The sequence below is a fragment of the Rhizobacter sp. P2_H3 genome, from assembly GCF_056403355.1.
This window is the reverse complement of record NZ_JBFUFQ010000030.1, coordinates 15020-41029: the sequence shown is the minus strand read 5'-3', so window position 1 is coordinate 41029 and position 26010 is coordinate 15020. Positions and strand designations below refer to the sequence as shown.

Here is a 26010-nt window from a genome sequence, read left to right as displayed (position 1 = left end):
CGCCTGCGCTCGCCATGTGTCTTGGCGAAGCGCAGCGAGCCGGGTGGAGAAGAACGGCCAACAATCCCGTTGAACGTGGATGTGCAGCCGAAGTGGCAGTGTTGTCCGCAGCGTGAAGAACGAACCGTGGGTGTTGTATTGAAGCCCTTTGCTTTGGTTACTTTCATTTGGGCTTCAAATGAAAGTGACTCGCCCGCCGGGGCGAGACCCGGCCCCTCGCCCGGGCAGGGCAAAAGAAAACGGACCCCGAAGGATCCGTTGAAAGCACTTTTCAGCGCCAGGAGGAGATCAAGAAAACAAAAGTCGCTAACTCACACTACCCAGGGAAAAACAGAAATCGTTGAGAGCTTATCGACCGCCTTGCGGCCGACTTGAGCGCACAGGCGCTCAGTGCATCTGGATGCCACCGCTGGCCTTGCCCTTGCCAGCACGTGCCGGCGGGTTGCACAGGCCGCACACGTAGTGCTTCGAAATCTCGTGCGGGTGGCTGACGAAATGGCCGCCGCACTTCGAGCACTTGGTCATCGTCAACATGCCGTTGTCGACGAACTTCACCAGGCGCCAGGCGCGGGTCACCGACAGCAGCGCTTCCAGGCCCTGTGCCTGGGTCTGCTCGGAGTACAGCTGGTAAGCCTTGATGACGGTGTCGATCTCGTCCATCTCGGCCACCTTGTTCAGGTATTCGTGGATGTTCAGGAACAGCGAGGCATGGATGTTGGGCTGCCAGGTCATGAACCAGTCGGTGGAGAAAGGCAACTGACCCTTGCTCGGCGACTTGCCGGAGACTTCCTTGTACAGGCGCAGCAGGCGCTCGTAGGACAGGTCGGTTTCAGATTCCAGAACCTGCAGGCGAGCACCCAGGTTGATCAGCGTGACAGCGCGTTCGATCTGCTTGGCTTCGGTCAGGATGCTCTTGGTGCGGGTCATGTCTCTCTCCGGAATCTTGTGTGGTGTGGCAGTTTTTCGGCAGTCGCGAAGCTCAGGCGGCTTCGTGGTGGCGGCCAGCCATCAGGATGCTGGCGTGCAGGCGGCTCGTCGTGTCGTTCGAGGCAGCCTTGCCGTGGTTGGTCAGCAGACCCCAGACCAGGTCGTCGTCCATGCGGAAACGGCACAGCAGCGTGTTGCTGGCAGCCACCTTCATCATCTGCGCCGGCGTCAGCAGACCGATCAGGGAAGCGCTCTCGTCGCTGATGCCCAGGCGGTACAGCGCTTGTTCGCGGTCGCTGCGGATCAGGCTCTGGGCCAGCATCAGGTACGACAGATTGGCTTCACGGATTTCGGTCAGGATTTGGTCGGCGTTCATGTCTCGTTCCTTGGTGTTCGTTGCGGGTTACTTGCTACTTGTCTCAACGTGGAACGAATTGTGAAGACGCAAGATGGACCCAAACATCAGGTCAGTTCTGTCGCTTGAGTCCAGCTTCTTCCATGGCCCCTGTCAGGCAAATTCCTACACGGCTGCCGGGGAAGCTGAAGCGCGAACGCAAGTGCTTGTCGCAGAAAGAAAAAAGACCGCCTGGGCGGTCTTTTCCGGTAGGTCAAGAGGGTTTTTCAGGCGGGTTTCACGCCGAAAGGGCTGCCAGGTCGGCCGCGTAGGCGTCGGACATGTCGTCCGGCAGCGCGAAATCGGCCCGCATCACCCGGGCGGTGGTGCGCTCGCGCAGCGAGGTCTCCACCTTGGCCAGCACGACGCGCATGAAGGCAGCGCGCTCCTTCGGGCATTCGCGCAGCGCGTCGTCGAGGTAGTGGAACTGCGCCAGCTGGAAGCGGTGCTCGAACCAGCCGAGGTACCAGAACCAGTCGGTGTAGTAGAGCCACGATTTCTCGTTCAGCGCGCGCAGGTGGGTCGGGTCCTGCCAGGCCGTCGCCGCGTGCTCGTACGGCACCTCGATGACGAACTGGCCGCCGGTCTTCAGCAGCGCCAGGCAGTTGCCCATCAGCGTCGGCAGGTCGGGCACGTGCTCGAGCACGTTGTTCGCGAAGATCATGTCGACGCTGTCCTCGGCCAGCAGCACATTGCCGCCGTACGACGAACTGGCCCGGTGCGGCCATGGCACCGGCTGACCGAGGTCGAGCACCAGGTCGGGCTGGGCGCGCTCGAGGATGTCGATGTTGAACCAGCCGGGCTTGTAGTCCTTGCCCGAACCGAGGTTGATCCGAGTCGGCCGCCATGGCTCCTGCGGCCGGCGCTCCTGGTGCACGCGGGCGTAGCCGACCGCGAACGCCATGATGTCGGCATAAGCCTCGAGCGGGTCGGTGGCCTCGAAGCGCTGCAGCTGCGCGCGCGCAGCCTCGTGGAACGCCGGGGTGCCGAAGTGCGAACCGAAGACCTCGTCGAGGCTGGCTTCGTCGAACCAGGTCACGCAGTCCTCGAAGGCGGCATGCGGGCGCGTCTGCGGCCGGCGTTCGGACAGCACCGGCGTGCCCAGCGACAGGCAGTGCGACACCCGGGCCTGCTCGAAGCGGCTGGCCGGGTAGAAGTGCAGGTTGACGACCGCCTTCGCCTGCAGGATCAGCTGGTCGCGCTCCGGACCGTACAGCGGCTGCTCGAAGCGCGTGACGCGCCGGCCGGTGGCCTCGATGCGCTGCAGCATCTCGAGGCGGCGCGGGTTCAGCGCGCCGATGAACAGCAGGTCGATCGGGCGCTCTTCCAGCGGCAGCGTCTGTACCGGCTTCAGGTAGGGCGCGAACAGCAGCGGGAACATCGGCACGTCGTCGGCATGGTCGGTGTAGGCGGCGATGTTGTCGGCGTCGTACTCGACGACCGCCGAGCCGCGCAGCAGCGCCAGGTAGTCGCCGCCGACCGGCGCGCCGTCGCGGCCGAGCTGCTCCAGGTTCACGAACACGCAGGTGTAGCGCTCGCGCGCCGCGGCGTCGAAGCCGAGATGGGCACCGAACACGAAGTTGATCGCGTCATGGCGCAGCCGGTTCTTCGCGAGGCTCACCTCGGCGCCCATGCGGCGGAACTGGTGGCGGAAGTAGCGGGCCTGGTCGAGGAAGCCGAGCGAATGCACGTAGCCTGCGGGCTGCATGATGCACAGGTGGATGGCGGGCAGCTCGATCGTGCTCATGCGGAGGCTCCTTCGGCGTGTTGCGGGGCGAGGGCGATGTGGTCGGGCGGCAGCCCCTGCGACCAGCGCTCGGCCATCGCCCACAGCAGGCGGCCGAAATCGCGGGTCCAGGTGTCGCTGTCGAACAGCGGCGCGCTGTCGCGGGCTGCGATCAGGTGGTCGCGCAGCGCCTGGCGCGCGCCAGCGTCACCGGCCAGCTCGAGGATGCGCGCCTCGTAGTCGGCGATCGTCGGGCAGGCCAGTTGCGGCAGGCCGACCGCATCGAGCAGGCTGGCGGCCACGCGCGATGCGAAGGTCTCGCCGGCATACGTGACGACCGGCAGCCCGGCCCACAGCGCATCGCTGGCGGTGGTGTGGCCGTTGCACGGCCAGGTGTCGATGAAGAGGTCGGCGAGCGCCAGGCGGCTCAGGTGCTCGCGCAGCCCGATCTTCGGGGCGAACACCAGGCGCTGCGGATCGATGCCGCGCGCGGCGGCCTCGGCGCGCAGTTGTGCCGGCGAGTGGTCGTTCCATTGCAGCAGCCACAGCACGGCATCCGGCAGGCGGTGCAGCAGGCGGCACCAGACGTCGAACACCTCGGGCGACAGCTTGAACGGCTGGTTGAAGCCGCACAGCACCAGGGCGTCGTCGGGCAGACCGGCCTGCGCGCGGCTGTACGGGCCGGGCAGCGGCCGCTGGCGGTCGTTCGGCTGGTAGCAACCCGGCATCAGCGCGAGCTTCTCGCTGAAGTGGGCGGCGTTCGCGAGCGGCGAGACGATCGCATCGCCGACGAAGTAGTCGATGCCGTCGGCCGGCGCCGCGCCGGTCGTGCCGGGGAAGCCGAGGAAGCTGAGCTGCACCGGTGCCGCGCGGTGGCCGAAGATCGCGAGCCGCGCATCGCGCGTGTGACCCTTCAGGTCGACCAGCACGTCGATCTCGTCATGCCGCACTTGCTGCGCGACCTCCAGGTCGCTGCGCTTCGCCACGTCGACGAAGCGGCCGGCGTTGCGCAGGCGCGCGCGCATCGGGCTGCCGTCGTCCGGACCGTGCGAATACAGCGTGATGTCGAAGCGGCTGCGATCGAGCTTCTCGAACACCTCGGCCATCAGGATCGCGGTGGCGTGCTGGTGGAAGTCGGCCGAGACGAAGCCCACGCGCAGCCGTGCGGGCAGCGGGCGCGGCGCGACGGGCGCGAAGGCTTCCACGCGGCGCGTCTGGAAGCGCCAGCACGAACGAGCGACGCGTCGCTGCGCGACCGGGTCGCCGGTGACCGTGACCTGCGCGAACACCGAGGCCCAGCTCGCGGCGTCGTCGGGCAGCGCATCAGCCAGCCGCTGCAGTGCGGCGACGTCGGCCTGCGCGTTCTGCCAGCGGCACAGCTCGCGCTCGACGAAGGCGAGCAGGCCCTGCGCGGCCAGGTCGCCCTGGCCGAGGCCGAGGACCAGCGCGGTGCGAAAGCATTCGGTCGATTCCTGCTTCATGCCCAGCGCGTTGAACGACAGGCCCAGGCGGTAGTGCGACAGCGCATGGTCGACGTTGCGCGACAGCGCCTCGAACAGCGCGGCGATCGCGGCCTGGTGCTGCCCGGCATTGAACAGCGCTTCACCGAGGTTCTGGTAGTACTCGGCGCCGCGCGGCGTCTGCTCAGGCTGCTGCTGCAGGCAGTTCGCGGCCTCCGCGTAGCGGTGCTGCGCACTCAGGCAATCGGCCGCGATCATGCGGGCCAGCGCATCGTCGGGCTTCAGCGCGAGCGCCGATTGCGCGCTGCGCAGCGCCTTGTCGTGCGTGCCGTTCTTCATCTGCGCGCGTGCGAGGTTCAGCAGGTAGACGGTGTCGCGTGGGTTGCGTTCGCTCGCGCGGTGGAAGGCGTGCTCGGCCTTCGCCCAGTCGCCGGCCTTCGCGTGCGCCAGGCCTTCTTCCCAGTCGCGCTGTGCGCTGCGTGCGAACGCCGCCACGGGAGCGGGGCGGGCCTTGGCGGGTTTGTGGGCTTTGGTGTGCATCGTGACGGCGCGCAGGCACGCCCCATGGGAGGTTGCTGAAATTCTAGGAAGCGCCGCCGCGGCGAAGACCCGGAGATGCGCCCCAGATGCCCGCCAGTTCGCCGTTTGACACACTCTGAAACGTCTTCGCGCCCCCCTCAAGTTTTCGCCGCGAATGCAGATAGAAGGCAGGCTCCCACCCCGTTGTTCGGGGGATCTCGCAGAAATTTTGGCAGCACGGACTCAAGTCTCGAAAGTGGCGGTCCGATAAAGCCTCCAACGGCGACGCAACAACGGCGCCGGGGTCCGGCAGACCAGTGAAGCCGGGCGCAGCAAGCCGCACAACCCCCGGGACGTGCGGTCGTTAAGGCAGAGAAGTGAAGCGGTAGAGAAACCAATCTGCCGAGGCAATGCCGGCGCTCATGCCGGGTCTCAGTTCAACCGTTATTGGAGTTTTTAAAATGGTCATGTCAGTCAACACCAACGTCACGTCGCTGAATGCACAACGCAATCTGTCGACCACCCAGAACTCGCTGTCGACCGCCATGCAGCGCCTGTCTTCCGGCCTGCGCGTCAACAGCGCCAAGGACGACGCCGCCGGCCTGGCGATCTCGGAGCGCATGGGCGCCCAGGTCCGCGGCATGAACGTCGCGATCCGCAATGCCAACGACGGCATCTCGCTGGCGCAGACCGCTGAAGGCGCGCTCGGCAAGGTCGGCGATTCGCTGCAACGCATGCGTGAACTCGCCGTGCAGGCCCGCAACGGCACCAACGGCGACAGCGACAAGGATTCGCTGAACAAGGAATTCCAGCAACTGAGCGCGGAAATCACCCGCGTGCTGGGCGGCACCACCTTCAACGGCATCGCCATCATCGGCGCCAGCGCCGGTGCGAAGGACTTCCAGATCGGTGCCAACACCACGACCAACGACGTCATCACAGTGACGACGACCGACATGACGGCCGATGCCAGCATCACCGCCGTGACGGCCAACACCGTGGTCATCGACAGCACGACGAACTCGGCTTCGCTGAAGACCGTCATCGACAACATCGACGGCGCGATCGACAAGGTCAACAGCGAGCGCGCCATGTACGGTGCGGCGCAGAACCGCTTCGACTCGGTGATCTCGAACCTGCAGACCTCGGTCGAGAACCAGTCGGCTGCCAAGAGCCGCATCACGGATGCCGACTTCGCGTCTGAAACGTCGAACCTGTCGCGTGCCCAGATCCTGCAGCAGGCCGGCACGGCGATGGTGGCACAAGCCAACCAGCTGCCGCAGCAAGTGCTGTCGCTGCTGAAGTAAGCCGCCAGGCTCTGCTTCACAGGCCCCGCCCGGGAAACCGGGCGGGGCTTTTTGCTTTCTGGCGCACGAAAAGGCGGGTCAGACCGGCTCATTTCCCGGTTTAACCCACCTCCAGTTCTCGGAACAATCACTTCCACAGGTTCCTCGCCCGGGATCTGCGGTCCGGATCCACTGAAGGATGCTGACGGGGCGGTGTGCAACAGCACACCTTTCATGTCGGTGGCCAACGGTGATTCGCGCCGGGTCTGACGCAGGGCATTACCCCCCTGCGGCAAGCGCCGGCGCATTTCGCCGGGAGTCATTGATTCTTGAGGAGTGCTTCATGCCACAAACCATCAACACGAACATCGTTTCGCTGAACGCGCAACGAAACCTGAATTCATCCCAGTCCGCCCTGGCGGTCTCGATGCAGCGCCTGTCGTCCGGCTTGCGCGTCAACTCCGCGAAGGACGACGCCGCCGGTCTCGCGATCGCCGAACGCATGAACGCGCAAGTGCGCGGCATGAACGTCGCGGTGCGCAATGCCAACGACGRCATCTCTCTGGCGCAGACCGCTGAAGGCGCGCTGTCCAAGGTGGGCGATGCGCTGCAACGCATGCGTGAACTGTCGGTGCAGGCCCGCAACTCGACCAACAGCGGCAGCGACAAGGATTCGCTGAACAAGGAATTCCAGCAGCTGTCGGCCGAAATCGGCCGCGTGCTGGCGGGCACCACGTTCAACGGCCAGCCGATCCTCGCGTCGACCGGCACGCAGACCTTCCAGGTCGGCGCCAACACGACGGTCAACGACACGATCGACATCAACACCGTCGACCTGACCGTCGATGCCTCGATCACCGCGGTGACCGCCGCGACGACCGTGATCGACAGCACGACCACCTCGGCGACGCTGGCCACCGTGATCGACAGCATCGACCAGGCGCTGAACCTGGTGAACGACACCCGCGCCACCTACGGTGCGAGCCAGTCGCGCTTCGATTCGGTGATCTCGAACCTGCAGACCAACGTCGAGAACCAGTCTGCCGCCCGCAGCCGCATCATGGACGCCGACTTCGCGGCCGAAACCGCCGCGCTGAGCCGCTCGCAGATCCTGCAGCAGGCCGGCAACGCGATGGTGGCCCAGGCCAACCAGCTGCCGCAGCAGGTGCTGCAGCTGCTGAAGGGCTGATGAACGACGAGTGAGACGTGGTGCGTGAAAAATTTCGCACCCGGGGGCTCAAGTTGCCGGCTGTGACTCCGATACACGCGATATCGGATTCCCCTTGGGGGAAGCCTTCCTTCTTTTAGGACAGTGGCAGCGAGGCTTCCTCTGCTTGCCGTCCACTCTTCCGAAAGGTCACGGTCATGGCATCAGTTACATCAGCGGGGATCGGCAGCGGCCTCGACGTCGAATCGATCATCACGAAGTTGATGACGGTCGAAAAGCTGCCCGTCACGCAACTGCAGACCGAAGCGTCGAAGATCCAGACCAAGATCTCCGCTTACGGCTCCATTCAATCCTCGGTGTCGGCCTTCCGCGACGCCGCGCTCGCGCTGACGCGCTCCACCACCTGGGGCGCGACGGCGGCCACCTCCGCCGACACCTCCTCCGTCACCGTGTCCAGCGGCTCCAGCGCCGCAGCCGGCAACTATGCCGTCAGCGTGCAGAAGCTGGCTGCCGCACAGTCGGTGGCGAGCACCAGCTTCGCTTCCAGCAGCACCGTCGTCGGCGAAGGCGCACTGACCATCGACGTCGGCAGCTGGGACATCGGCGAGCCGGGCTTCAAGGCCCGCGCGACCATCAACTCGATGAACATCGCGATCAGCGCGACCGACACGCTGGCCGACGTGCGCGACAAGATCAATTCGGCGGGCGGCGGTGTCTCCGCCTCCATCGTCACCGATTCGAGCGGCGCCCGGCTGGTGCTGTCGTCGACGGCCACCGGCGTCGGCAACGGCTTCCGGGTGACGGCGAGCGGCGCCGGCCCTTCGGCCTTCGCGTACGACGCGACCGACGGCAGCGCCGCGATGACGCGCACCCAGACCGCCGCCGATGCGCAGGCGAGGATCAACGGCCTGGACATCACCTCGGCGAGCAACACGCTGAACGACGTGGTGCAGGGCCTGACGATGAACCTGCAGAAGGTCACCACCGGTGACGTACAGGTCAGCGTCGCGCAGGACAACACCTCGATCAAGAGCGCGCTCACGAACTTCACGGCCGCCTACAACGGGCTGGCGTCGCTGCTGAAGACGCAGACCAAGTACGACGATTCGACCAAGACGGCCGGCACGCTGCAGGGCGATAGCACCGCGGTGTCGCTGCAGCGCCAGCTGCGCACGATGCTGACGGGCACCGGCTCGGCCTCGAGCGCGTTCCCGACGCTGTCGTCGATCGGGCTGGAGATCCAGACCGACGGCACGCTGAAGGTCAACGACACCAAGCTGACCAGCGCACTGGGCAACCTGAGCGAGATGAAGAAGGCGTTCGCCAACAGCGACGCGACCGACTCGGCCAACGACGGCTTCGCGCAGAAGCTGCGCGCGCTGGGCGACCAGGTGCTGGGCACCGACGGCTCGCTGGCGGCCCGCACCAGCGGGCTGAACAGCACGCTGAAGGACAACCAGGAACGGCAGGACGACATCACTGACCGGATGACGAACACCGAGAAGCGCCTGCGCGCCCAGTACACCGCGCTCGACACGAAGATGGCGGGGCTGAACACGCTCAGCACCTACATCACGCAGCAGATCGCCAACTGGAACAAGAGCACAGGCTGAAGGAGCGCCCCGCAGGGGCGCACTCCGGTCGATCCGTGCAACACCGTCAGACCCCGGTCCGGACGGTGTTTTCACTGGAGCAGGTGCCCGCAACATCCCTTCACACTTGAGGGAGAAATGGACCCTGTTTCACCCCACTTGTGCGGCCTAAAGGCCGCGCGGGGCGGGCCGATAAACAGTGCATCCAGTCACGCACAAGGCCAAGAACATGTTCGGTTCCGACTACTCCGCATCGCCCTTCGGCGGCCGCAGCAATGCCTACCAGGCAGTGCAGGTCGGCACCGGGGTCGACGGCGCATCGCCGCACCAGCTGATCGCCATGCTGTTCGACGGGCTGATCGATTGCATCGCCCAGGCGCGTGGCGCCATCCGCAACAAGAAGATCGAGGAGAAGGGCCGTGCCCTCGGCCGCGCGGTGCGCATCGTCGATGAAGGCCTGAAGGCCGGCCTGAACCTGAAGGACGGTGGCGCGCTCGCCGCCCAGCTGAACGACCTGTACGCCTACATGGCCCTGCGCCTGACGCAAGCCAACCTGCACAGCGACGAGGCGGCCCTCGACGAATGCGTGCAACTGATCGAGCCCCTGCGCAGCGCCTGGGCCGAGATCGACATCAAGACCGCCGCCTGAGCCAGGACCCGCACACCATGAAGCATTTCCAGATCGACCGGTCGAACGACAACGGAGACCACCCCATGAACAAGGCCCTGTTGAACTACTACGAAGCCATCGAGCGCGCCAGCCAGGACATGCTCGAAGCCGCCCGCGTCGGCAACTGGGACCACGTGGTCAAGCTCGAAGGCGCCTGCGCCGTGCTGATCTCGCAGCTCAAGCACGCCGCCGCGCAGCGCCCGCTGGATTCCGAGGAAGCCCAGTTGAAATCGCGCATCATGCAGCGCATCCTGGTCAATGATGCCGAGATCCGCCACCTGGCCGAACCGTGGCTGGAAGACCTGGACGCGATCCTCGCCGGCAAGCCGAAGACCGTTCACTGAGCCGTTCGCTGACGTTCACTGATCGCGGCGGGCCGTCCCGCCGACCGGAGCCGAATTTGGACACGATGCCGATGCCGCTGGACGTGCTGGCCGCCACCCATGGCGGGCTGGACGATTTCCGCCTCTCCGCCGTGCCCGAGGTGCTGGCGATGCTCAAGCGGCTGCAGGACGGCAACGTGATCGTCCACCTGAACGGCAGCGACGGCGCCAACTACACCACCACGCTGTGGTCGATCGACCCGGTGCGCGGCCTGATCAGCTTCAGTGCCGAAGGCGAGAACAACCAGGTGCAGGCGCTGGTCGAGTCGGCGGACGCCGTCGCGGTCGCCTACCTGGACAGCATCAAGCTGCAGTTCGACGCGGTCGGGCTGGTGATGGTGCACAACGGCCGCAACGCGGTGCTGAACTGCGCGATGCCGCGCGAGCTGTTCCGCTTCCAGCGCCGCAGCGGGTTCCGCGTGCGCCCGCTGCTGCGCAGCACGCCGGTGGCGCGCGTGCGCCACCCGGCCATCCACGAGATGCCGCTCGCGCTGCGCGTGCTCGACGTGAGCATCGGCGGCTGCGCGCTGTTCCTGCCCGACGACGTGCCGCCGCTGCCGGCCGGCGTGGTGCTCAACGGCGTGCAGATGGACCTCGATGTCGACACGCGGGTGCACGTCGCGCTGCGCCTGCAGCACGTGACCTCGATCAACCCCGATTCGCGCGGCGTGCGCCTCGGCTGCGAGATCGTCAACCCGAGCAGCGACGTGTCGCGCGCGTTGCAGCGCTACATCGACCAGACCCAGAAACGGCAGCGCCTGCTGGCCGGAGGCTAGCCTTCCTTCGCGCGCGGCCGGGCGTGGCAAGATCGCCCCTGGTTGAACAACGAAGGCCAGCGCGTGCGCATCCAGATCGAGCCCGGTGTGAGGCTGTTCGTCGACGTCGAAGGCCCCGGCCACGTCCCCGACGGCAACGGTGTGCGGGAAAAGCCCAGCCTGGTGCTGCTGCACGGCGGTCCGGGGTTCGACCACGTCGCCTTCAAGCCGCTGTTCTCCCGCCTGGCCGACCTGGCCCAGGTCGTCTACTACGACCACCGCGGCCACGGCATGAGCGACCGCCGCCCGCCGTCGGAGTGGACGCTGGACACCTGGGCCGACGACGTGGTGCGGCTGTGCGATGCGCTCGGCATCGTCAAGCCGATCGTGCTCGGCCAGTCGTTCGGCGGCTTCGTCGCACAACGCTACATCGCGCGCCACCCGGCGCATGCCGCCAAGGTGATCCTGTCGAGCACTGCCGGCAGCATKGCGATGCCGCGCAAGCTGGCGATGTTCGAGCAGCTCGGCGGCCGCGAGGCGCGCGACGTGGCCGAGCGCTTCTGGGCCGATCCGAGCGACGAGAACAACGCCGTCTACCAGCGCGTCTGCAAGCCGCTGTACAACCCGAGCCTGGTCGGCCGCGTCGAGAGCGCGCCCTGGCGCTTCACCGCCCCCGAGATCCTGCAGGCCTTCATCCGCGGCGAGCAGCGGCAGATGAACCTGCTGCCCGGACTGGCCGCCGCGCAATGTCCGGTGCTGGTGCTGGCCGGCGAACTCGACCCGGTGTGCCCGCTCGAAGATGCGCAGGACATCGCCGCGGCGCTGCCTGCGCGCTGGCGGCAGTTCCAGTCGTTCCCCGGCATCGGCCACGGCGCCTGGCGCGAGAAGCCGAACGAGGCCTTCGACGTGCTGCGCCGCTTCATCACCGACCCCGCTTGACGCCACGACCACGGCCAGGATGCACGCGATGACCACTGAAGAACTGTTCCGCGAAGACGCCGCGCTCGACGAATGCGAGGCGCGCATCACCGCCCTCGGCGAGACCGGCGTGCAGCTCGACCGCACCGTGTTCTACCCGCTCGGCGGCGGGCAGGCCGGCGACCGCGGCGAGCTGCGGCTGGCCGACGGCCGCGTGCTGCAGATCGCCGACACCCGCAAGGGCGTGGCGCCGGGCGAGATCGTCCATGTGCCGGCGCCCGGCCAGGAGGCGCTGCTCGCCACCCTGGCGCCCGGCCAGCCGGTGACCGCCCGCATCGACCGGGCGCGCCGCGAGCGCCACATGCGCTTCCACACGGCCACCCACCTGCTGTGCGCGCTGGTGCCGCACCCGGTCGACGGCTGCTCGATCACCGCCGACTCGGCGCGGCTCGATTTCCACATGACCAACCCGCTCGACAAGGAGGCACTGACCGCCGGCCTCGCCCGCCTGGTGGCCGGCGCGCACCCGGTGCGCCACCGCTGGATCAGCGAGGCCGAGCTCGATGCCAACCCCGGCCTGGTGCGCAGCATGAGCGTGCAGCCGCCGCGCGGCCTCGGGCGCGTGCGGGTGCTGGAGATCGAAGGGGTCGACCTGCAGCCCTGCGGCGGCACGCATGTCGCGAACACCGCCGACATCGGCGCGGTGGTGGTGACGAAGATCGAGAAGAAGTCGGCGCAGACGCGGCGCGTGGTGCTGGGGTTCGCGGCGCCGCTGTCATGAGCTCGAACGGCGACGCCGGCTCTGACCAGCGTGAGCTGCGTTGGTCGACGACGCGCTGGGGGGCGGAGCCGCCGTCGCTGCCGATGCTCGACCCGGTGCTGATGGGCGTGCTGCTGGAGCACATCAACACCCGCGTCGCGGTGGTCGGCCGCGACGGGCGCTACCTGTACGCCAACCTCGAGGCGCTGCGCTTCATGGGCCTGCCGTCCGAGCGCGTGATCGGCCACCACATGTCCGAGGTGCTCGACGACGGCGTCTACCGCAACTTCGTGCCGATCTTCGAGCGGCTGTTCGCCGGCGAGTCGCTGCACCTGCAGGGCTGGGTGCACTACCAGCAGCAGGGCCGCCGCTACCGCGAGCAGGTGCTGGTGCCGTACACGCCGGGCGGCGGGCCGGTGCAGGCGGTGGTGGTCTGCGGGCTCGACCACACCGACCTGCGCCAGGGCGAAGAGGAACTCGCGCTGCGCCAGGAGCAGCTGCGCGCCAGCGAGGCGCTGAAGTCGGCGATCGTCGACCACGCGCTCGCCGCGCTGATCTCCACCGACGCCGACGGCCGCATCGTCGAGTTCAACCCGTCGGCCGAGGCGATCTTCGGACGCCGGCGCGCCGACGTGGTCGGGCTGCCGGTCAGCGAGGTGATCGTGCCCGAGCGCCACCGCGCGGCGCACGAGGCGGGCCTGCGCCGCATGCAGGCGGGCGGGCCGCCGCACGTGCTCGGCAAGCGCATGGAGCTGCACGCGCTGCGCGCCGACGGCAGCGAGTTCCCGATCGAGATGGTGCTGTGGCGCAGCGATGTCGGCGGCACCGCGTTCTACACCGCGTCGATCGCCGACGTGTCCGAGCGCCACGACGCCGCGCGCGAGATCGAGCGCCAGCGCGAGGCGCTGCGCCAGGGCGAGCGGCTCACCGCGATGGGCAGCCTGCTGGCCGGCGTCGCGCACGAGCTGAACAACCCGCTCGCGATCGTGATGGGGCGCGCCACGCTGCTCGAGGAGAAATTGATCGAGCAGAGAGGCGAAGACCGGCCCGACCTGCAGCACGACGTGCAGCGCATCCGCGAGGCCGCCGAGCGCTGCGGGCGCATCGTGCGCACCTTCCTGAACATGGCGCGCAGCCGCCCGTCGCAGCGTGGCGTGGTGGTGCTGAACGACCTGGTGCGCGCGTCGGCCGACCTGCTGGGCTACACCTACCGCAGCCACAACGTCGCGCTGCAGCTCGACCTGATGCCGCAGCTGCCGGGCGTGATGGGCGATGGCGACCAGATCTCGCAGATCGTGCTGAACCTGATGGTCAATGCGCAGCAGGCGCTGTCGATGACGACCGGCGAGCGGCGCATCCACATCAGCACCGGTGTCGAGCAGCGCCGCACCGACCGCGAGCCGCGCGTGTGGCTGCGCGTCGTCGACACCGGTCCGGGCGTGGCGCCCGAGGTGCGCGCGCGGCTGTTCGAGACCTTCTTCACCACCAAGCCGGAGGGGCTGGGCACCGGGCTCGGGCTGTCGGTGTCGCGCTCGGTGGCGCGAGAGCATGGCGGTGACCTGGTGCTCGAGTCGACGGCGCAGGGCGCGTCGTTCCGCCTGAGCCTGCCGCTGAGCGGCGAGGCCGAACCGGTGCCCGACGAACCGGCCCCGCCGCCGGCCGAGGTGCCGGCGCTGGCGCAGGTGCTGGTGGTCGACGACGAGCCCGAGCTGGCCGAGCTGCTGCGCGACATGCTGGAGCGTGCCGGCTATGCGGTGGCGACGGCGCTGTCCGGTGCGGTCGCGCTGGAGCTGCTGGAAGYGGCGCGCTTCGATGCGGTGGTGTCCGACCTGCGCATGCCCGACATGGACGGCGCGGCGCTGTGGCGGGCCGCATCGGCGCGGCAGCCGGAACTGGCGCAGCGCTTCCTGTTCGTCACCGGCGACACGCTGTCGCCCGATGCGAGCGAGTTCCTGAAGGCGACGCGCTGCGCCGGGCTGGACAAGCCGTTCTCGAAGCCCGACCTGCTGGCGAAGATGGCGGAGATGCTGAAGGCCTAGGTTCGTCGTTGTTGTTGCGGAAGGCGCGGGTGGGGAGTGTGGGGCGCGCCGGTCGCGGCGGTCATCGCCCCTGGCGGGGCGCTGACTACCCTGCGCTGACTGGTTTCATGGCCCGTCGCCCAAACTCCCTCCGCTCGCTTCGCTCGCTGTGGTCAAACAGTGGGCGACAGTCAGTTCACGAAGCGTGCTGCGCACGCGGGCCATGAAACCAGCCAGCTCCGGCGCCACTCCCTTATTGGCGCTCCCCAGACTCCCCACCCGCGCCTTCTGCCACCGCCCTGCCTGTTGAGAGATGACAAGCGAACAAGTGGGGGTTGATCGGGTTACGAGGCTCGGCTGCCGAAGCGTTCGGCGGATCGTGCGCGGGCCTTTGCGGCTTCGACCTCGCGGTCGCGCGGCTCGGCGTTCGTCACCATCGAATCGATCAGTGCGCGCGCCGACGCGGCGACCTCGGCCACCGCGCGCTCGAACGCCGCTTCGTTGGCCTTGGACGGCACGGTGAAGCCGCTGAGCTTGCGCACGAACTGCAGCGAGGCGTCGCGGATCTCCAGCTCGGTGGCCGGCGGCTCGAAGTTGAACAGGGTCTTGATGTTGCGGCACATCGCGATGACTTCCTAGCGAAGCTTCCAGGCCAGCAGCACGCCGATCGCGGCCGGCACGGCGAAATTGAGCAGCAGGATCGGCAGCTCCTCGGCAACCGAGTAGCCCGCGCGCGCGACGCCGACCCACATGTTGACGGCGCAGATCAGCAGCCACAGCACCAGGAAGCCGGCGCCGGCCCAGGTCACCGCGGCCGGGTAGTGGGCCACGAACAGGCGGGCCAGCACCAGCATCGAGCCGAGCAGCAGCAGGCCGGCGGTCAGGAACAGGACGGTGCGCATCAGGGCTCCTTGGGTGGGCCAGCGGGTGGCGTGGGCGGGGCAGGCGCCGCGGACGGCTGCCGGTCCTCTCGTCGATTCTTGTGCCGATTCTGCCGCGCGGCGACGCGCTCGCGCGCGGCATCGGCCGACGAGTTGCGGCTGCAGCGCTTCTTGCGATCGACGCAGTCGGCGCAGTCCAGCGCATCGCAGGCGCACTCCGCCACGTCGCAGGAGTCGAACGGGTTGCAATCGGCCCCGCCGCAATCGAAGTCGCACAGGCCCGATTGCGGATGCGGCCGCGGCCGATGGCGTGCCGCCTGCAAGGCCTCGTGGCTCAGCGCACAGGCATCGAGCCGGCAGCCCAGCACGCCCAGGCCGTTCCACAGCCCGTGGCGGCGGATCGCGCGGGCGCCCAGCGCCGAGCAGCCGCGCCGGCCGGTCTGCACCGCATGCGCACAGCGAAAGCCCTTGTGCGGCGAGACGAAGCGCTGGTACAGGCCGATCATCGCGAGGGCCGCCTGCGCCGGCCAGCGCTCCGGGTGCATCGGCTCAGGCACCGGCGATCGCCAGCGAGAAGCCGTCCCAGCCCTCACTCGACATCGATGAATCCCTTGCTGAAGGCGGTCGCCTCGTCGTCGAAGACGGCCATCGCGGTGCGCATCGGCCTGAAACCGAACTTGCGGTAGAAGGCTTCCTTGCCGGGGACGGCGTAGAGGATGATCTTGCGGTGCCCGGCACACATCGCGAGCAGCCGCGACATCACCTCGGCCCCCACGCCGCGCCCCTGCTGGTCCGGGTGCACCGCGACATCGCACACATAGGCGCAGTCGGCCCCATCGGACAGCACCCGCCCGGCGGCGACCAGCCGGCCGCCGGCTTCGCGCGCGAAGCAGCAGAAGCGGCTGTTCGTGAACACGGTCTGCAACAGGGCGGCCGTCTTCGTGCCCAGCGGCGCGGCGCGGTACAGCGCCTCGAGTTCATCCCAGCCGATGCCGTGCCAGGTGGTGGTCCAGGTCAGTGCCAATCGAGGTGCTCCGGAATCGTTCACGGCTTCTCAGCGCGGCGCGGGGCGCGGTACGCGCTGCGCCGGATCATAGAAGAAGGTTTCTTCGGCGATGCGCTCGCCCTCCCAGCGCTGCCAGGCGAGCTCTTCCATGTGGGTCGTGCTGCCGTCGAGCCATTCGAAATCGAAGATCCAGCGGATCACGACGTGGTCGCCGTTCACCAGCACCGGCCGCACGCACTGCGAGCGCACCGACCGCGCACGCGCCATCACCTTGTGCTCACCCGCCACGTGCGCGTCGCGGCCGATGCGTGGCGGCGACTGGTTCTCCTGCATCGTCGAACGCTCGGTGTAGAACGCCTCGCAGGCCTCGGCGTGCGCGTTGCGCTCGACCATCGCGATGAAGCTCTCCAGCGTCTCGGGCATCGGCATCGTCGTTCTCCAGAGCGGGTCGGGGAAGGGCGACATTGTGCGTCGAATAGCCCGAATGAACGTCGGATGACAGCGGTTCGACAGGCCGGCTGCGCACCATCGCGGCCACGTTGCGGCACCGCCTGGCAACGACAGCGACAAGGAGACACCCCATGCAGATCACCGGCATGTTCCACGGAGCGCGCCTGTTGCAGTTCGTCGGTTTCCCCGCCACCGAGGTGCTCGGGCCCGGCGCGAGCGAGGAAGAGATCAAGTCGCTGATCGATCGCCATGGGCAGGTGTTCGTGAAACCGATGTTCAAGGGCGGCATCGGCCAGAAGGGCAAGGCCGGGCTGCTGGGGCGGGCGAGCGACCTGCGCGCGGCGCTGGCCGAGAAGGAGCGGCTGTACTTCGCCGAGCACGCGGTGGGCGGGCAGCGCGCCAAGGCCAACGGCGTCACCTTCGAGGCCGGCGTGCCGGCGCGGCACGAGGTCTATTTCTCGATCACCGATTCGACGCGTTTCCGGGCACCGACGATGACGCTGACGCACCGCGGCGGCGTCGACATCGAGGAGGTCGAGCGCCGCGAGATCGCCGTCGTCCCGTTCGATCCACTGACCGGCCTGAAGGCCTTCGTCGTCGCGAACGCGCTCAGCGAGATCGGCGCGCCGCGCGAGATCATCTCGCCGCTGGTGCAGCAGTTGCCCAAGCTGTGGGACCTGTTCCACGACTTCGGCATGACGACGCTCGAGCTGAACCCGATCCGCCTGCGCGAGGACGCGAAGGGCCGGCTGGTGCCGGTGGCCTGCGACTTCAAGTGCGGCTTCGACCGCGACGATCCGCGCTGGGCGCGGCTCGGCCTGCCGGCGCACCTGTTCACCGCTGATCACTCCGATTTCGAGCAGGAGATCAACCAGCTGCGCACGCACCAGGGGCAGAGCGATGTCTACGTCGTCAACGACGGCGGCACCATCCTCGCGCCCACCTTCGGCGGCGGCGCGAATTCGCTGGTGACCGAGATGCTCGGCGACGCGGCCATCATCTCCTCCGACTTCGGCGGCAACCCGCCGTACGAGAAGATGAAAGAGGTCGCGCGCATCTGCTTCCGGCACTGGCTGAAGCAGGCCAACGTGCTGTTCATCATCGGCGGCAAGTCGAACAACACCGACATCCACGAGACGCTGCGCGCGATCGCCGACGCGCTGCGCGAGCACGTCGGCCTGCACGGCGCCACGCCGCTGTACGTCGTGCTCGGGCGCGGCGGGCCGAACCTGGTGCGCGGCATGGCGGTGCTGCGCGACACCTGCGACCAGCTCGGGCTGCCGTACCGGATGTTCGGCTTCGATTCGGACATCAGCCAGGTGATCTCGTACGCGAAGCAGGCCGATGCGTGGATGAAGTCCGGCGGGCGCGCGCAGCTCGCGGCCGGGCTGGGCCTGCCGGAGTCGGCATGAGACCCCTCACCAGGAGAGCAACACCATGCAGATGAATCCCTTGCAGAAACAAGGCGTCGGCGATTTCAGGTACTTCGTGGGCACCAGCTCGCTGGCGCAGATCGCGACGCGCGACGACCGCGTCTGCGTGCTCAACATCCTCGGTGCCGAATCGAGCGAGGTGACGCCGATCGGCCATGCCTGGTCGGGCGGCAACGTCGTGTTCGGCACCGCGCCGGGCAAGGGCGGGCAGGTGCTCACCACCGCGTCGGGCGACATCCCGGTCTACAACAACGTGCGCGACGGCCTGCAGGCCGGGCACCGCTTCAACTGCGGCGTGGTCTACCTGCCGCCGGCGGCCGCGCGCGACGGCGTGGCCGAGCTGATCCGCGTGAACCCGCAGCTGAAGAAAATCTTCATCGTCACCGAGAAGATCCCGGTGCACGATGCGCGCGAGATCCGCGCGATGGGCCAGCAGGCCGGCGTCGACATCTTCGGCGCCAACGGGCTGGGCGTGGCCGACGCCTGGAACCGGGTGCGCATCGGTGGCGCGCTCGGCGGCGATGCGCCGGGCGACACGCTGCGGCCGGGCTCGATCGCGATCTTCTCGAACTCCGGCGGCTTCTCGACCACCATCGCGCAATACCTGCGCATGAGCGGCTGGGGCACGACCACGGTGGTCTCCAGCGGCAAGGACGTCTACATCCACTACGCCGCGCCCGAGTTCGCGTTCGCACTCGCCAACGACGCGCGCAGCAAGGCCGCGGTGCTGTACTGCGAGCCGGGCGGCACCTACGAGCTCGACGCCCACTTCACGAAACCGGTGGTGGCCTGCGTGGTCGGCCGCTGGAAACGCCGGCTGACGCGCGCGGTGGGCCATGCCGGCGCGATGGCCGGTTGCGAGGACGATGCGCTGGCGAAGGAGCGCTGGTTCCTCGACAAGTTCGGCGTCGACGGCATCTTCACGCCCGAGGAACCGCGCTTCTCGGCGCGCGGCGCGCTGGTCACCAACATCGCGCACATCCCGGCCGCGCTGCTGGCGGTGATGCGGGCCAACGCGACGCTGCCCGACTTCGAGCCCGAGGGCAGCCTGGTGCTGAAGCCCTGGTTCGCGTCCGACGCCGGGCTGGCGCTGCCGCCGGCGCTCGCGCTGCAGGTGGTGGCGCCGGCCGCGCCGTATGCCGCGCAGGTCGAGCAGGTGAACCGGCAGGTGGGCGGCATCGTGCCGCGGCAACCGATGAAGGATGCATCCGGCGCCTCGCAGATGGATGCGCAGACGCAGCTCAGCAGCCTGCACGGCGTCTCGATGCTGCAGGCGGCGACGCTGCCGTTCGAATCGCTCGTCAAGCTGGCGCTGCTGCACGAGGCCRGCGACGAGAACGACCGGCGGCTCGTCGCGACGGCGATCGCCGCGCACGTCAACCTGCACGGCACGCCGATGCTGGCGGCAGCCCAGGCGGCACGCGAGGCCGGCAACGCGCCGAACGCGGTGCTGGCGGCCGCCGTGGCGATCGTCGGGCCGCGCGGCCAGCAGGGCGCGCGCGAGGCGGCCCGGCTGCTGATCGACCGCTTCGCCGCGGCCGGGCTGAAGGACGCGCTGGACGAGCGGTTCGACCTCGGCAAGGTCGACATCCTCGGCTGTGAAGGGCTGGTCAGCGGCACGCCGGATGCGCGCGCGCAGGCGCTGCTGGCCGCGCTCGATGCGCGCGGCGCAAAGTCCGCGCTGCTGCGCTGGCTGCGTGCGCTGCCGGGCCATCCGACGGCCGATGCCGTGCTCGCCGCCATCACGACCACGCTCGCCTGGACGCCGCTGATGGCCAAGCGCGTGTCGCGCCTCACGGCCGAGAGCCTGCCGTGGTGGATGGCCTTGTTCGGCACGCTGATCGGTGCTTCGGCACCGGACACGCGCCACCAGGCCGGGCAGTTCTGCAGCTTCGACGACGCGCAGTTGCTGGGCCGCTGTTCGCTGACCGAGATCGCGTTCGCCGCGTTGATCGGGCTGCCGCCGGTCGATGAAGACCTGTTCGTCTGCCAGACGCTGTTCGGCTTGCTGCTGACGAACGGTCCGGGGGCGATCTCGGCGCAGGGCGCGAAGGGCGCAGTGTCGGCCGATGGCCCCGAGGCCGCTCAGCGCGTGCAGCTGAACAAGGCGCTGATGGGCTTCCTGACGCACACCGGCTACACGCATGGCGGCAACGGCTACGAGGGCATCGCGTTCCTGAACGAGCAGTTCCGCGACACCCGGCTGGCCGACCCGGCCGATCCGGAGCACGGCATCGACCTGGCGGCGCTCGCGTGGCGCACCGCGCAGCGCTATGCGAGCTACAAGGCCGAGCGCCGCAGCATCGGCAGCACCGACATCGCGAAACTGCCGGGCGTGAACCACCCGGTCTTCAAGGACAAGCCGGTCAACCACGACCCGCGCGAGGTCTTCATCGCGCAGCTGCTCGAGCAGCGCGGCGAGCACAACGTGTTCCACGCCTACTACCGCGCACTGGTGCAGGCGCTGCTCGACGCCGGCGTGTCGCGCAACGTCTACTGCGTCAACATCGATGCGGTGATCGCATCGTTGCTGCTGAAGATGCTGTGGAAGCGGCTGCGGCGCGGCGAACTGGCCGAGCGCGACCTGGAGACGGCGGCGTTCACGATCTTCCTGATCCCGCGCATGCTGGGCTGTGCCGCCGAGATCGACGACCACCTGAACCGCGGCCGCAACATGGACACGCGCACGCCGGCGTCGAGCTGCCGGTTCGTGGCCTGAGCTGGCAGTGTCGCGGCTACGCCTGCGGGCTGTGGCAGACAGCCTCGAAGTTGTGCCCGTCCGGGCCGATCACGTACGCGCCGTAGTAGTTCGGGTGGTAGTGCGGCCGCAGGCCGGGGGCGCCGTTGTCCTTCGCGCCCGCGGCCAGCGCGGCGGCGTGGAAGCGGCGCACCTGCTCGCGGTCTTGCGCCGCGAAGGCGATGTGGATCGGCCCCGGTGCGTTGCCGAACGAGCCGAACCAGAACTGGCCTTGGCCCTCGCGGCCGATCATGGCCCAGCCCTCGGCCTCCTTCGTGATGCCGATGCCCAGCGGCTCCAGCGCAGTGACGAGGAAGCTGCGCATCGCGGTGAAGTTGCTGACGTTGAAGCCGATGTGGTCGAAGGTCATCGAGGTCTTCCTTTCAGGCGGGCGGTTCGTGCAGGGGCGCATTGTGGCCCGGGGCCGCGGCGGATTCCAGCGCCTTCTTCATCGCCTGCAGGCCCTGCCCGATCATCGCGGCGATCGCCGGGGCCATCGTGTCGGGCAGCAGGTCGGCGATCCACACGAGGCGGCAGCGCTCGGCGCCGTCCTCGAACACCTGGGCCGAGGCATTGTGGTGCATCAGCCGGCCTCCGGCCGCGCTCCACACCAGCCGGCGCGCGCCGTCGTCGAGGGTGACGATCAACTCGCGGGCCACCACGCCGTTGGCGAAGGTCACGACGCGGGCGCTGCCCCCGTCCTCCAGCCGGCAGTCGGTGACGAAGCCGGGCACCAGCCGGGTGTGCAGCGCGCCGATGTCGCGCACTGCATCCCACAGCTCGCGGGCCGGGACGTTGATCGAGATGTGCTGGTGGATCGAGGCCATCGTGTGCTCCGGTGTGCCGTGCGGCGAATGGCTGCAGCGTAGGTGCGGCGGCGCGTCAGCGGTCGCCGCTTCCGGACATCTTCATCGCTTCCCACTCGCGCCGCAGCAACCCGTAGAGCCAGCTGTCCGACACCTCGTCGCCGACGATCCAGCGCTCGCGCAGGTAGCCTTCGCGGGTGAAGCCGAGCCGCTCGAGGCTGGCCGCCGAGCCGCGGTTGCGCGGGTCGATGTCGGCCTCGACGCGGTTCAGGTTCATCGCGGTGAAGCCGTGGTGCAGCAGCGCTCGCAAGGCCTCGTTCATGTGGCCGCGGCCCCAGGCCGGGCGGGCGAGCACGTAGCCGACCTCGGCGCGGCGGCAGGCGGCATTCAGGTGGAACAGCGTGCACAGGCCGATCAGCGCGCCATCGTCGCGCCGTTCGATGGCGAGGCGCAGGTGCTCGCCGGCGGCCATCGCGGAGCGGTCGCGCTCGATCATCGCGTGCGCCTGGTCGATCGAGGTCCACGGCGGCGCGCTCCAGTAGCGCATCGTCTCGGGGTCGCTGAAGATCGCCAGAAGCGCGGGCGCGTCGCCGTCATGCACAGGGCGCAGTCGCAGCCGCTCGGTGTGCAACTCGACCGCGGCGTTCAAAGGGGGCGTCTGGGAGGGGATCGGGGCGGACATCGTCAATACAAGGTCGTGCGCTGCCGCTCGGGCAGGTCGCGGTCGTAGGCCTCGCCGTCGATCGCCGCATCGGTGAGCGCGGCCAGCATCGCGCCGGCCGACGGCACGGTGCTGCGCACGTCTGCTGCGGGCGGCGTCCACAGTTTCGAGCGCTGCAGTGCGCGGGCGCACTGGAACAGCACGGTCTCGATGTGCACGACGATCACGCACTTCGGCGGCGTGCCGTCCATCGCGAGCCGCTGCAGCAGCGCCGGGTCGACGCTGATGCGGGCGCGGCCGTTGATGCGCAATGTCTCGCCGACGCCGGGGATCATGAACAGCAGCGCGACGCGCGGGTCGGCGAGGATGTTGCGCAGGCTGTCGATGCGGTTGTTGCCGCGCCGCTCGGGCAGCAGCAGCGTGTGCTCGTCCTGCACGGTGACGAGCGGCGCCGGGTCGCCGCGCGGCGAGGCGTCGAGCCCGCCCGGGCCGCTGGTGGCGAGCACCGCGAACGGGGCGGCTTCCAGCCAGCGGCGGTACACCGGGTGCAGCGAGGGTGCCTCCTTGCGGATCGAGGCCTCGCCGACGGTGCCGAACAGGGCTTCGAGGGTGGCGAGGTCGCTGACGGTGAAGGGAGCGGGGGTGGTGGTCGGATCGGTCATGGTTGAACCGCATGTTGCCATCGCAGGCCGTGCGGCGGATCGGCGGGTGCGAACAGGAAGTGCAGCACCCGGCGGCGGCCGGTGCCGGTGGCCTTCGACGACGCGTGCAGCAGCAACGGGCGCATCACGAGCGCGTCGCCCTTCGCCGCGCAGAGGGTGGCTTCGAGACCCCGGCTGCGCAGCGCGATGGCCTCTTCGTCGGCGATGTGTCCGCGGCGATGGGTGCCGGGGATCACGCGCAGCGGCCCGTCCTGCGCGGTGCAGGGATCGAGGTGCAGGCGCACGGCGATCAGTTGCGCGAGGAAGTCGGCGGGCGGCTGGACGAACAGCGCGCCTTCCTTCTCGGACCAGGCGCGCAGGGCCGGGTGGTCGACGCGCTCGGCCACCGGGATGCCGAGGTCCTGGTGGACCGGCACCAGCCAGTTGATGGCCGCGGATTTCTCGAAGAAGGTGCACTGCACGGCGACGCCGCCGGCCGGCATCCATCCGGACAGCACCGGGTGCTGCCGCAGCCGGCGGGCGAGGGCCGCGCACCAGGGCTGAGCGAGCAGGCTGCGCGTGCCGGCGCCGGCGGCGCCCAGGGCCTGGACGAGGTCCGCGACGCGGTCGCATTCGTCCGGCGCCAGGACGGCGGGGACGAGCGCGCTGCCGGTTTCCTCGAAGGCCTGGGATGTGAGCAGCATCGACATGGTGCGCGGCAGGCTAGCACGATCGTTGCTACGTGGCCTGCACCGTCCACAGGAGCATTGCCATGAGCCGCCTCGATGTCACCGAGAAGATCATCGCGACCAAGGTCGCCAAGGGATTGAAGTGGTCCGACGTGGCCGCGAAGGTCGGCCTGAGCAAGGAGTGGACGACGGCCGCCTGCCTCGGCCAGATGACGTTGACGCCGCAGCAGGCCGGCGTGCTCGGCGAGATCTTCGGGTTGAGCGATGCCGAGCAGAAGTGGCTGTGCGTGGTGCCCTACAAGGGCTCGCTGCCGACCTCGGTGCCGACCGATCCGCTGATCTATCGCTTCTACGAGTTGGTCAGCGTGTACGGCACGACTTTCAAGGAATTGATCCATGAAGAGTTCGGCGACGGGATCATGAGCGCGATCGATTTCAGGATGGATCTGCAGCGCGAGCCGAACCCGGCGGGCGATCGGGTCAGCATCGTGATGAGCGGGAAGTTCCTGCCGTACAAGACGTATTGAGCCAGGCAGGTATTGGAGCCCGCCTGAGCGTGGCTCATCCGGTGACGTGGAAGTACCCGATGGTCGGGTAGACGCCGTTCCACTGCACGAAGCAAGTCGAGTAGTAGACCGAGACCACCTTGCCCGACGCGTAAGCCGCGAGGAATGATCCGTAGGCCAGCTTGCCGCCGGGCGTGCTGGCGTCCCAGCGAAACTCGAGCGTCGGCGCCGCGCAGGTGGTGCCACTCGGCCCGGGGAAGGGCGCCCCGTCCAAGGTCATGAAGCAATTCACGCCTTCGCATCCGATGTCGACGATGTGCCGGAAACCGGTCGATCCAGCGTCTGCATGCGCACCGGCGGGGATGATGGCTGCTGCGAGCACCAGCGCAGAGGCGATGCTGGTGGCTGACCGCAGGGCGGAATTGAGATGCGAGCCAAGATTCAGAGACACGAAAACTCCTCCCGATGGATTGACCAAAGGCGGAGAGCATAGCCGCGCGCACGATGGCTTCTGTTGGCACGGCATCGCGGGCATCGAGCCGCCCCAGACGCACAGTGATGACATCCACAAATCGAAGGATGGCGACATCTTTTATTGCGGTCGAGCTTGCGGGAGCAAGCCGGCTTCGGTTAACGTTGGTGACAGCGGTCACATCTTGACCGCGCAATGAATCGACAGGCGCCCACGAGCGCCTTTGTGCTGGAGGGATCGCCCGGGATGTCCATCGCTTGTGCAAGCGGGGAGCGCTCGTGCGTCCGTTGAACGAGGAATGTGCGTTGAAGACGATGTATTTCATTGGCGGGCGCGAAATGATGTGCCGACTGGCATGTGCTCTCGGAGGATGCGTCGTTCGCGCGTTGCTTCTTGCCGGAGTCTGGTGCGTGGGTTCGAATGCTTGTGCTGCCGAAGGGAGCATCACCGGCAACCTTCAATTCGTGGCGGTGATCCAGGCCAACGCCATTGGTCACCAGGCCGGGAATCTCGAGATTCAGGTTGTGGGCGGTTTCTCGGTCCCGACCGGGATGTCGTGCGATCCGAACTACATCACCACGCTGAAGAGTGTCGATGCGGACAAGCGCATGTTCGGCCTGCTGTCGATGGCGCTGCTGGCGCAGAAGCCCGTCACGCTGTACATCACCGACAACCCGGCGGTCACTGCATTCCCGGGGCGTTGCAGCCTGGTCGCCGTGACGCTGCCGCGGTGACGCAGAACTTCTCAATGCGCCGGTGCGGGTCTATGTCGGCGACATCACCCCCGATTGGAATTTCATGAAGAAACTGCTTGCGTTCCTCGCGACTTGCGCCATGGCCGTGCCGGCCTCCACGCAGACGGCCTATGACTGGCAGATCTCGAACGTGCATATCACGGCCATCGAGGCGACCTACATGCCCACGGCGGTGCTGTTCACCGTCGACACCAACGCCGGGGCCTGCGGTGCGGGCACGTGGTTGAAGTGGAACGGCATCGATGCCGACCAGGCCACGGCACAAGCGAACAACAAGGCCATCTACGCGCTGCTGCTGGCGTCCAAGCTCAGCGGCTCGACGGTGCGCATGTTCGGCAGCAATGCCGGATGCCTGGTGAAGTTCATCTATTCGGCCTGATTGACGGAATCAACATTG

The 26010-nt window shown here is 68.2% G+C and carries 29 protein-coding genes; 14 read left to right on the top strand and 15 right to left on the bottom strand.

All coding sequences use genetic code 11. From position 1 onward, the window contains the following. Window positions 1-387: 387 nt before the first annotated feature. The 4 genes from flhC to AC1D1T_RS08700 all read right to left on the bottom strand — a co-directional run bounded on the left by flhC (window position 388) and on the right by AC1D1T_RS08700 (window position 5047). A complete protein-coding gene (flhC, locus tag AC1D1T_RS08715; protein ID WP_047510166.1) occupies window positions 388-927 on the bottom strand; it encodes a flagellar transcriptional regulator FlhC in 540 nt (179 codons plus the stop codon). A gap of 52 nt (window positions 928-979) precedes the next feature. Next, a complete protein-coding gene (flhD, locus tag AC1D1T_RS08710; protein WP_047510164.1) occupies window positions 980-1303 on the bottom strand; it encodes a flagellar transcriptional regulator FlhD in 324 nt (107 codons plus the stop codon). Between the two features lie 256 nt (window positions 1304-1559). After that, window positions 1560-3068 carry a class I SAM-dependent methyltransferase gene (locus tag AC1D1T_RS08705; RefSeq protein ID WP_477843366.1) on the bottom strand — a complete coding sequence of 503 codons (1509 nt, stop codon included), beginning with the start codon at window positions 3066-3068 and terminating at the stop codon, window positions 1560-1562. Next, window positions 3065-5047 carry an O-linked N-acetylglucosamine transferase, SPINDLY family protein gene (locus AC1D1T_RS08700; RefSeq protein WP_477827823.1) on the bottom strand — a complete coding sequence of 661 codons (1983 nt, stop codon included), beginning with the start codon at window positions 5045-5047 and terminating at the stop codon, window positions 3065-3067. Before AC1D1T_RS08700 ends, AC1D1T_RS08705 begins: the two co-directional genes overlap by 4 nt. 440 nt (window positions 5048-5487) lie before the next feature. Here AC1D1T_RS08700 and AC1D1T_RS08695 point away from each other — a divergent pair, with 440 nt between their 5' ends. From AC1D1T_RS08695 to AC1D1T_RS08655, 9 genes are all read left to right on the top strand, one after another. After that, entirely contained in the window at window positions 5488-6333 is an 846-nt protein-coding gene (locus AC1D1T_RS08695) for a flagellin domain-containing protein (protein ID WP_047510162.1), read from the top strand. A gap of 322 nt (window positions 6334-6655) precedes the next feature. Further along, window positions 6656-7501, top strand: a complete 846-nt coding sequence (locus AC1D1T_RS08690) for a flagellin N-terminal helical domain-containing protein (RefSeq protein ID WP_477991773.1) — start codon at window positions 6656-6658, stop codon at window positions 7499-7501. A 176-nt stretch (window positions 7502-7677) separates the two neighbouring features. Next, window positions 7678-9093 carry a flagellar filament capping protein FliD gene (gene fliD / locus AC1D1T_RS08685; protein WP_465113657.1) on the top strand — a complete coding sequence of 472 codons (1416 nt, stop codon included), beginning with the start codon at window positions 7678-7680 and terminating at the stop codon, window positions 9091-9093. A gap of 208 nt (window positions 9094-9301) precedes the next feature. Continuing rightward, window positions 9302-9721: a flagellar export chaperone FliS gene (gene fliS, locus AC1D1T_RS08680; protein ID WP_047510156.1), complete on the top strand. Its 420-nt coding sequence runs from the start codon at window positions 9302-9304 to the stop codon at window positions 9719-9721. Window positions 9722-9786: 65 nt separating this feature from the next. Beyond that, a complete protein-coding gene (locus AC1D1T_RS08675) occupies window positions 9787-10086 on the top strand; it encodes a flagellar protein FliT (protein WP_047510193.1) in 300 nt (99 codons plus the stop codon). Window positions 10087-10151: 65 nt separating this feature from the next. After that, a complete protein-coding gene (locus tag AC1D1T_RS08670; protein ID WP_477991774.1) occupies window positions 10152-10901 on the top strand; it encodes a flagellar brake protein in 750 nt (249 codons plus the stop codon). A 42-nt stretch (window positions 10902-10943) separates the two neighbouring features. Then, window positions 10944-11819, top strand: coding sequence for an alpha/beta fold hydrolase (locus AC1D1T_RS08665; RefSeq protein ID WP_477991772.1), 876 nt, complete (start codon window positions 10944-10946; stop codon window positions 11817-11819). A gap of 28 nt (window positions 11820-11847) precedes the next feature. Further along, window positions 11848-12579, top strand: coding sequence for an alanyl-tRNA editing protein (locus tag AC1D1T_RS08660; protein ID WP_477825506.1), 732 nt, complete (start codon window positions 11848-11850; stop codon window positions 12577-12579). After that, complete coding sequence (locus tag AC1D1T_RS08655; RefSeq protein WP_477991771.1) at window positions 12576-14597, top strand: hybrid sensor histidine kinase/response regulator; 2022 nt, start codon at window positions 12576-12578, stop codon at window positions 14595-14597. Before AC1D1T_RS08660 ends, AC1D1T_RS08655 begins: the two co-directional genes overlap by 4 nt. A 323-nt stretch (window positions 14598-14920) precedes the next feature. Here AC1D1T_RS08655 and AC1D1T_RS08650 read toward each other — a convergent pair whose 3' ends face one another. From AC1D1T_RS08650 to AC1D1T_RS08630, 5 genes are read right to left on the bottom strand one after another with little or no spacing between them, the layout of a single operon-like run. Further along, entirely contained in the window at window positions 14921-15199 is a 279-nt protein-coding gene (locus AC1D1T_RS08650; RefSeq protein ID WP_477825504.1) for a DUF2277 domain-containing protein, read from the bottom strand. A 12-nt stretch (window positions 15200-15211) separates the two neighbouring features. Beyond that, entirely contained in the window at window positions 15212-15478 is a 267-nt protein-coding gene (locus AC1D1T_RS08645) for a hypothetical protein (RefSeq protein ID WP_477825503.1), read from the bottom strand. Continuing rightward, complete coding sequence (yidD, locus tag AC1D1T_RS08640; RefSeq protein WP_477839277.1) at window positions 15478-16014, bottom strand: membrane protein insertion efficiency factor YidD; 537 nt, start codon at window positions 16012-16014, stop codon at window positions 15478-15480. Before yidD ends, AC1D1T_RS08645 begins: the two co-directional genes overlap by 1 nt. Window positions 16015-16046: 32 nt before the next feature. Beyond that, window positions 16047-16505, bottom strand: coding sequence for a GNAT family N-acetyltransferase (locus AC1D1T_RS08635; RefSeq protein ID WP_477825501.1), 459 nt, complete (start codon window positions 16503-16505; stop codon window positions 16047-16049). A gap of 6 nt (window positions 16506-16511) precedes the next feature. Continuing rightward, the gene (locus AC1D1T_RS08630; protein ID WP_465113652.1) at window positions 16512-16892 is read right to left on the bottom strand and encodes a nuclear transport factor 2 family protein; all 381 of its coding nucleotides are present in this window, start codon (window positions 16890-16892) and stop codon (window positions 16512-16514) included. A gap of 152 nt (window positions 16893-17044) precedes the next feature. Here AC1D1T_RS08630 and AC1D1T_RS08625 point away from each other — a divergent pair, with 152 nt between their 5' ends. Together AC1D1T_RS08625 and AC1D1T_RS08620 are read left to right on the top strand one after the other, a co-directional pair. Further along, entirely contained in the window at window positions 17045-18325 is a 1281-nt protein-coding gene (locus AC1D1T_RS08625; RefSeq protein WP_465113651.1) for an ATP citrate lyase citrate-binding domain-containing protein, read from the top strand. Between the two features lie 25 nt (window positions 18326-18350). Beyond that, entirely contained in the window at window positions 18351-21065 is a 2715-nt protein-coding gene (locus AC1D1T_RS08620; RefSeq protein WP_477991770.1) for a CoA-binding protein, read from the top strand. A gap of 16 nt (window positions 21066-21081) precedes the next feature. Here AC1D1T_RS08620 and AC1D1T_RS08615 read toward each other — a convergent pair whose 3' ends face one another. The 5 genes from AC1D1T_RS08615 to AC1D1T_RS08595 are packed head-to-tail and all read right to left on the bottom strand — an operon-like array spanning window position 21082 to window position 23901. Then, window positions 21082-21453 (bottom strand): VOC family protein, encoded by a 372-nt coding sequence (locus AC1D1T_RS08615; protein ID WP_477828160.1) that lies wholly within the window; start codon window positions 21451-21453, stop codon window positions 21082-21084. Window positions 21454-21466: 13 nt separating this feature from the next. Next, window positions 21467-21910 (bottom strand): SRPBCC family protein, encoded by a 444-nt coding sequence (locus AC1D1T_RS08610; protein ID WP_477828159.1) that lies wholly within the window; start codon window positions 21908-21910, stop codon window positions 21467-21469. A 55-nt stretch (window positions 21911-21965) separates the two neighbouring features. Next, window positions 21966-22571, bottom strand: coding sequence for a GNAT family N-acetyltransferase (locus tag AC1D1T_RS08605; protein WP_477828158.1), 606 nt, complete (start codon window positions 22569-22571; stop codon window positions 21966-21968). 2 nt (window positions 22572-22573) lie between these two features. Then, window positions 22574-23212, bottom strand: a complete 639-nt coding sequence (locus tag AC1D1T_RS08600) for a pyridoxamine 5'-phosphate oxidase family protein (protein ID WP_477991769.1) — start codon at window positions 23210-23212, stop codon at window positions 22574-22576. After that, window positions 23209-23901, bottom strand: a complete 693-nt coding sequence (locus AC1D1T_RS08595; protein WP_477991768.1) for a phytanoyl-CoA dioxygenase family protein — start codon at window positions 23899-23901, stop codon at window positions 23209-23211. Before AC1D1T_RS08595 ends, AC1D1T_RS08600 begins: the two co-directional genes overlap by 4 nt. 62 nt (window positions 23902-23963) lie before the next feature. On the opposite strand from AC1D1T_RS08595, the gene cynS reads away from it, so the two are divergent. Further along, window positions 23964-24407 (top strand): cyanase, encoded by a 444-nt coding sequence (gene cynS / locus AC1D1T_RS08590; protein WP_047510140.1) that lies wholly within the window; start codon window positions 23964-23966, stop codon window positions 24405-24407. A 34-nt stretch (window positions 24408-24441) separates the two neighbouring features. Here cynS and AC1D1T_RS08585 read toward each other — a convergent pair whose 3' ends face one another. Next, entirely contained in the window at window positions 24442-24666 is a 225-nt protein-coding gene (locus AC1D1T_RS08585) for a hypothetical protein (protein ID WP_477827310.1), read from the bottom strand. Between the two features lie 497 nt (window positions 24667-25163). On the opposite strand from AC1D1T_RS08585, the gene AC1D1T_RS08580 reads away from it, so the two are divergent. Beyond that, on the top strand, window positions 25164-25592 hold the full coding sequence (locus AC1D1T_RS08580) for a hypothetical protein (RefSeq protein WP_477827311.1): 429 nt from the start codon (window positions 25164-25166) through the stop codon (window positions 25590-25592). A 64-nt stretch (window positions 25593-25656) separates the two neighbouring features. Further along, on the top strand, window positions 25657-25992 hold the full coding sequence (locus AC1D1T_RS08575; protein ID WP_477827312.1) for a hypothetical protein: 336 nt from the start codon (window positions 25657-25659) through the stop codon (window positions 25990-25992). Window positions 25993-26010 lie beyond the last annotated feature (18 nt).

Coding starts and splice junctions, on each gene's coding strand:
- flhC (WP_047510166.1), bottom strand. CDS start 927: ATGACCCGCACCAAGAGCATCCTGACCGAAGCCAAGCAGATCGAACGC.
- flhD (WP_047510164.1), bottom strand. CDS start 1,303: ATGAACGCCGACCAAATCCTGACCGAAATCCGTGAAGCCAATCTGTCG.
- AC1D1T_RS08705 (WP_477843366.1), bottom strand. CDS start 3,068: ATGAGCACGATCGAGCTGCCCGCCATCCACCTGTGCATCATGCAGCCC.
- AC1D1T_RS08700 (WP_477827823.1), bottom strand. CDS start 5,047: ATGCACACCAAAGCCCACAAACCCGCCAAGGCCCGCCCCGCTCCCGTG.
- AC1D1T_RS08695 (WP_047510162.1), top strand. CDS start 5,488: ATGGTCATGTCAGTCAACACCAACGTCACGTCGCTGAATGCACAACGC.
- fliD (WP_465113657.1), top strand. CDS start 7,678: ATGGCATCAGTTACATCAGCGGGGATCGGCAGCGGCCTCGACGTCGAA.
- fliS (WP_047510156.1), top strand. CDS start 9,302: ATGTTCGGTTCCGACTACTCCGCATCGCCCTTCGGCGGCCGCAGCAAT.
- AC1D1T_RS08675 (WP_047510193.1), top strand. CDS start 9,787: ATGAACAAGGCCCTGTTGAACTACTACGAAGCCATCGAGCGCGCCAGC.
- AC1D1T_RS08670 (WP_477991774.1), top strand. CDS start 10,152: ATGCCGATGCCGCTGGACGTGCTGGCCGCCACCCATGGCGGGCTGGAC.
- AC1D1T_RS08660 (WP_477825506.1), top strand. CDS start 11,848: ATGACCACTGAAGAACTGTTCCGCGAAGACGCCGCGCTCGACGAATGC.
- AC1D1T_RS08650 (WP_477825504.1), bottom strand. CDS start 15,199: ATGTGCCGCAACATCAAGACCCTGTTCAACTTCGAGCCGCCGGCCACC.
- AC1D1T_RS08645 (WP_477825503.1), bottom strand. CDS start 15,478: ATGCGCACCGTCCTGTTCCTGACCGCCGGCCTGCTGCTGCTCGGCTCG.
- AC1D1T_RS08630 (WP_465113652.1), bottom strand. CDS start 16,892: ATGCCGATGCCCGAGACGCTGGAGAGCTTCATCGCGATGGTCGAGCGC.
- AC1D1T_RS08625 (WP_465113651.1), top strand. CDS start 17,045: ATGCAGATCACCGGCATGTTCCACGGAGCGCGCCTGTTGCAGTTCGTC.
- AC1D1T_RS08615 (WP_477828160.1), bottom strand. CDS start 21,453: ATGACCTTCGACCACATCGGCTTCAACGTCAGCAACTTCACCGCGATG.
- AC1D1T_RS08610 (WP_477828159.1), bottom strand. CDS start 21,910: ATGGCCTCGATCCACCAGCACATCTCGATCAACGTCCCGGCCCGCGAG.
- AC1D1T_RS08605 (WP_477828158.1), bottom strand. CDS start 22,571: ATGTCCGCCCCGATCCCCTCCCAGACGCCCCCTTTGAACGCCGCGGTC.
- AC1D1T_RS08600 (WP_477991769.1), bottom strand. CDS start 23,212: ATGACCGATCCGACCACCACCCCCGCTCCCTTCACCGTCAGCGACCTC.
- AC1D1T_RS08595 (WP_477991768.1), bottom strand. CDS start 23,901: ATGTCGATGCTGCTCACATCCCAGGCCTTCGAGGAAACCGGCAGCGCG.
- cynS (WP_047510140.1), top strand. CDS start 23,964: ATGAGCCGCCTCGATGTCACCGAGAAGATCATCGCGACCAAGGTCGCC.
- AC1D1T_RS08585 (WP_477827310.1), bottom strand. CDS start 24,666: ATGACCTTGGACGGGGCGCCCTTCCCCGGGCCGAGTGGCACCACCTGC.
- AC1D1T_RS08575 (WP_477827312.1), top strand. CDS start 25,657: ATGAAGAAACTGCTTGCGTTCCTCGCGACTTGCGCCATGGCCGTGCCG.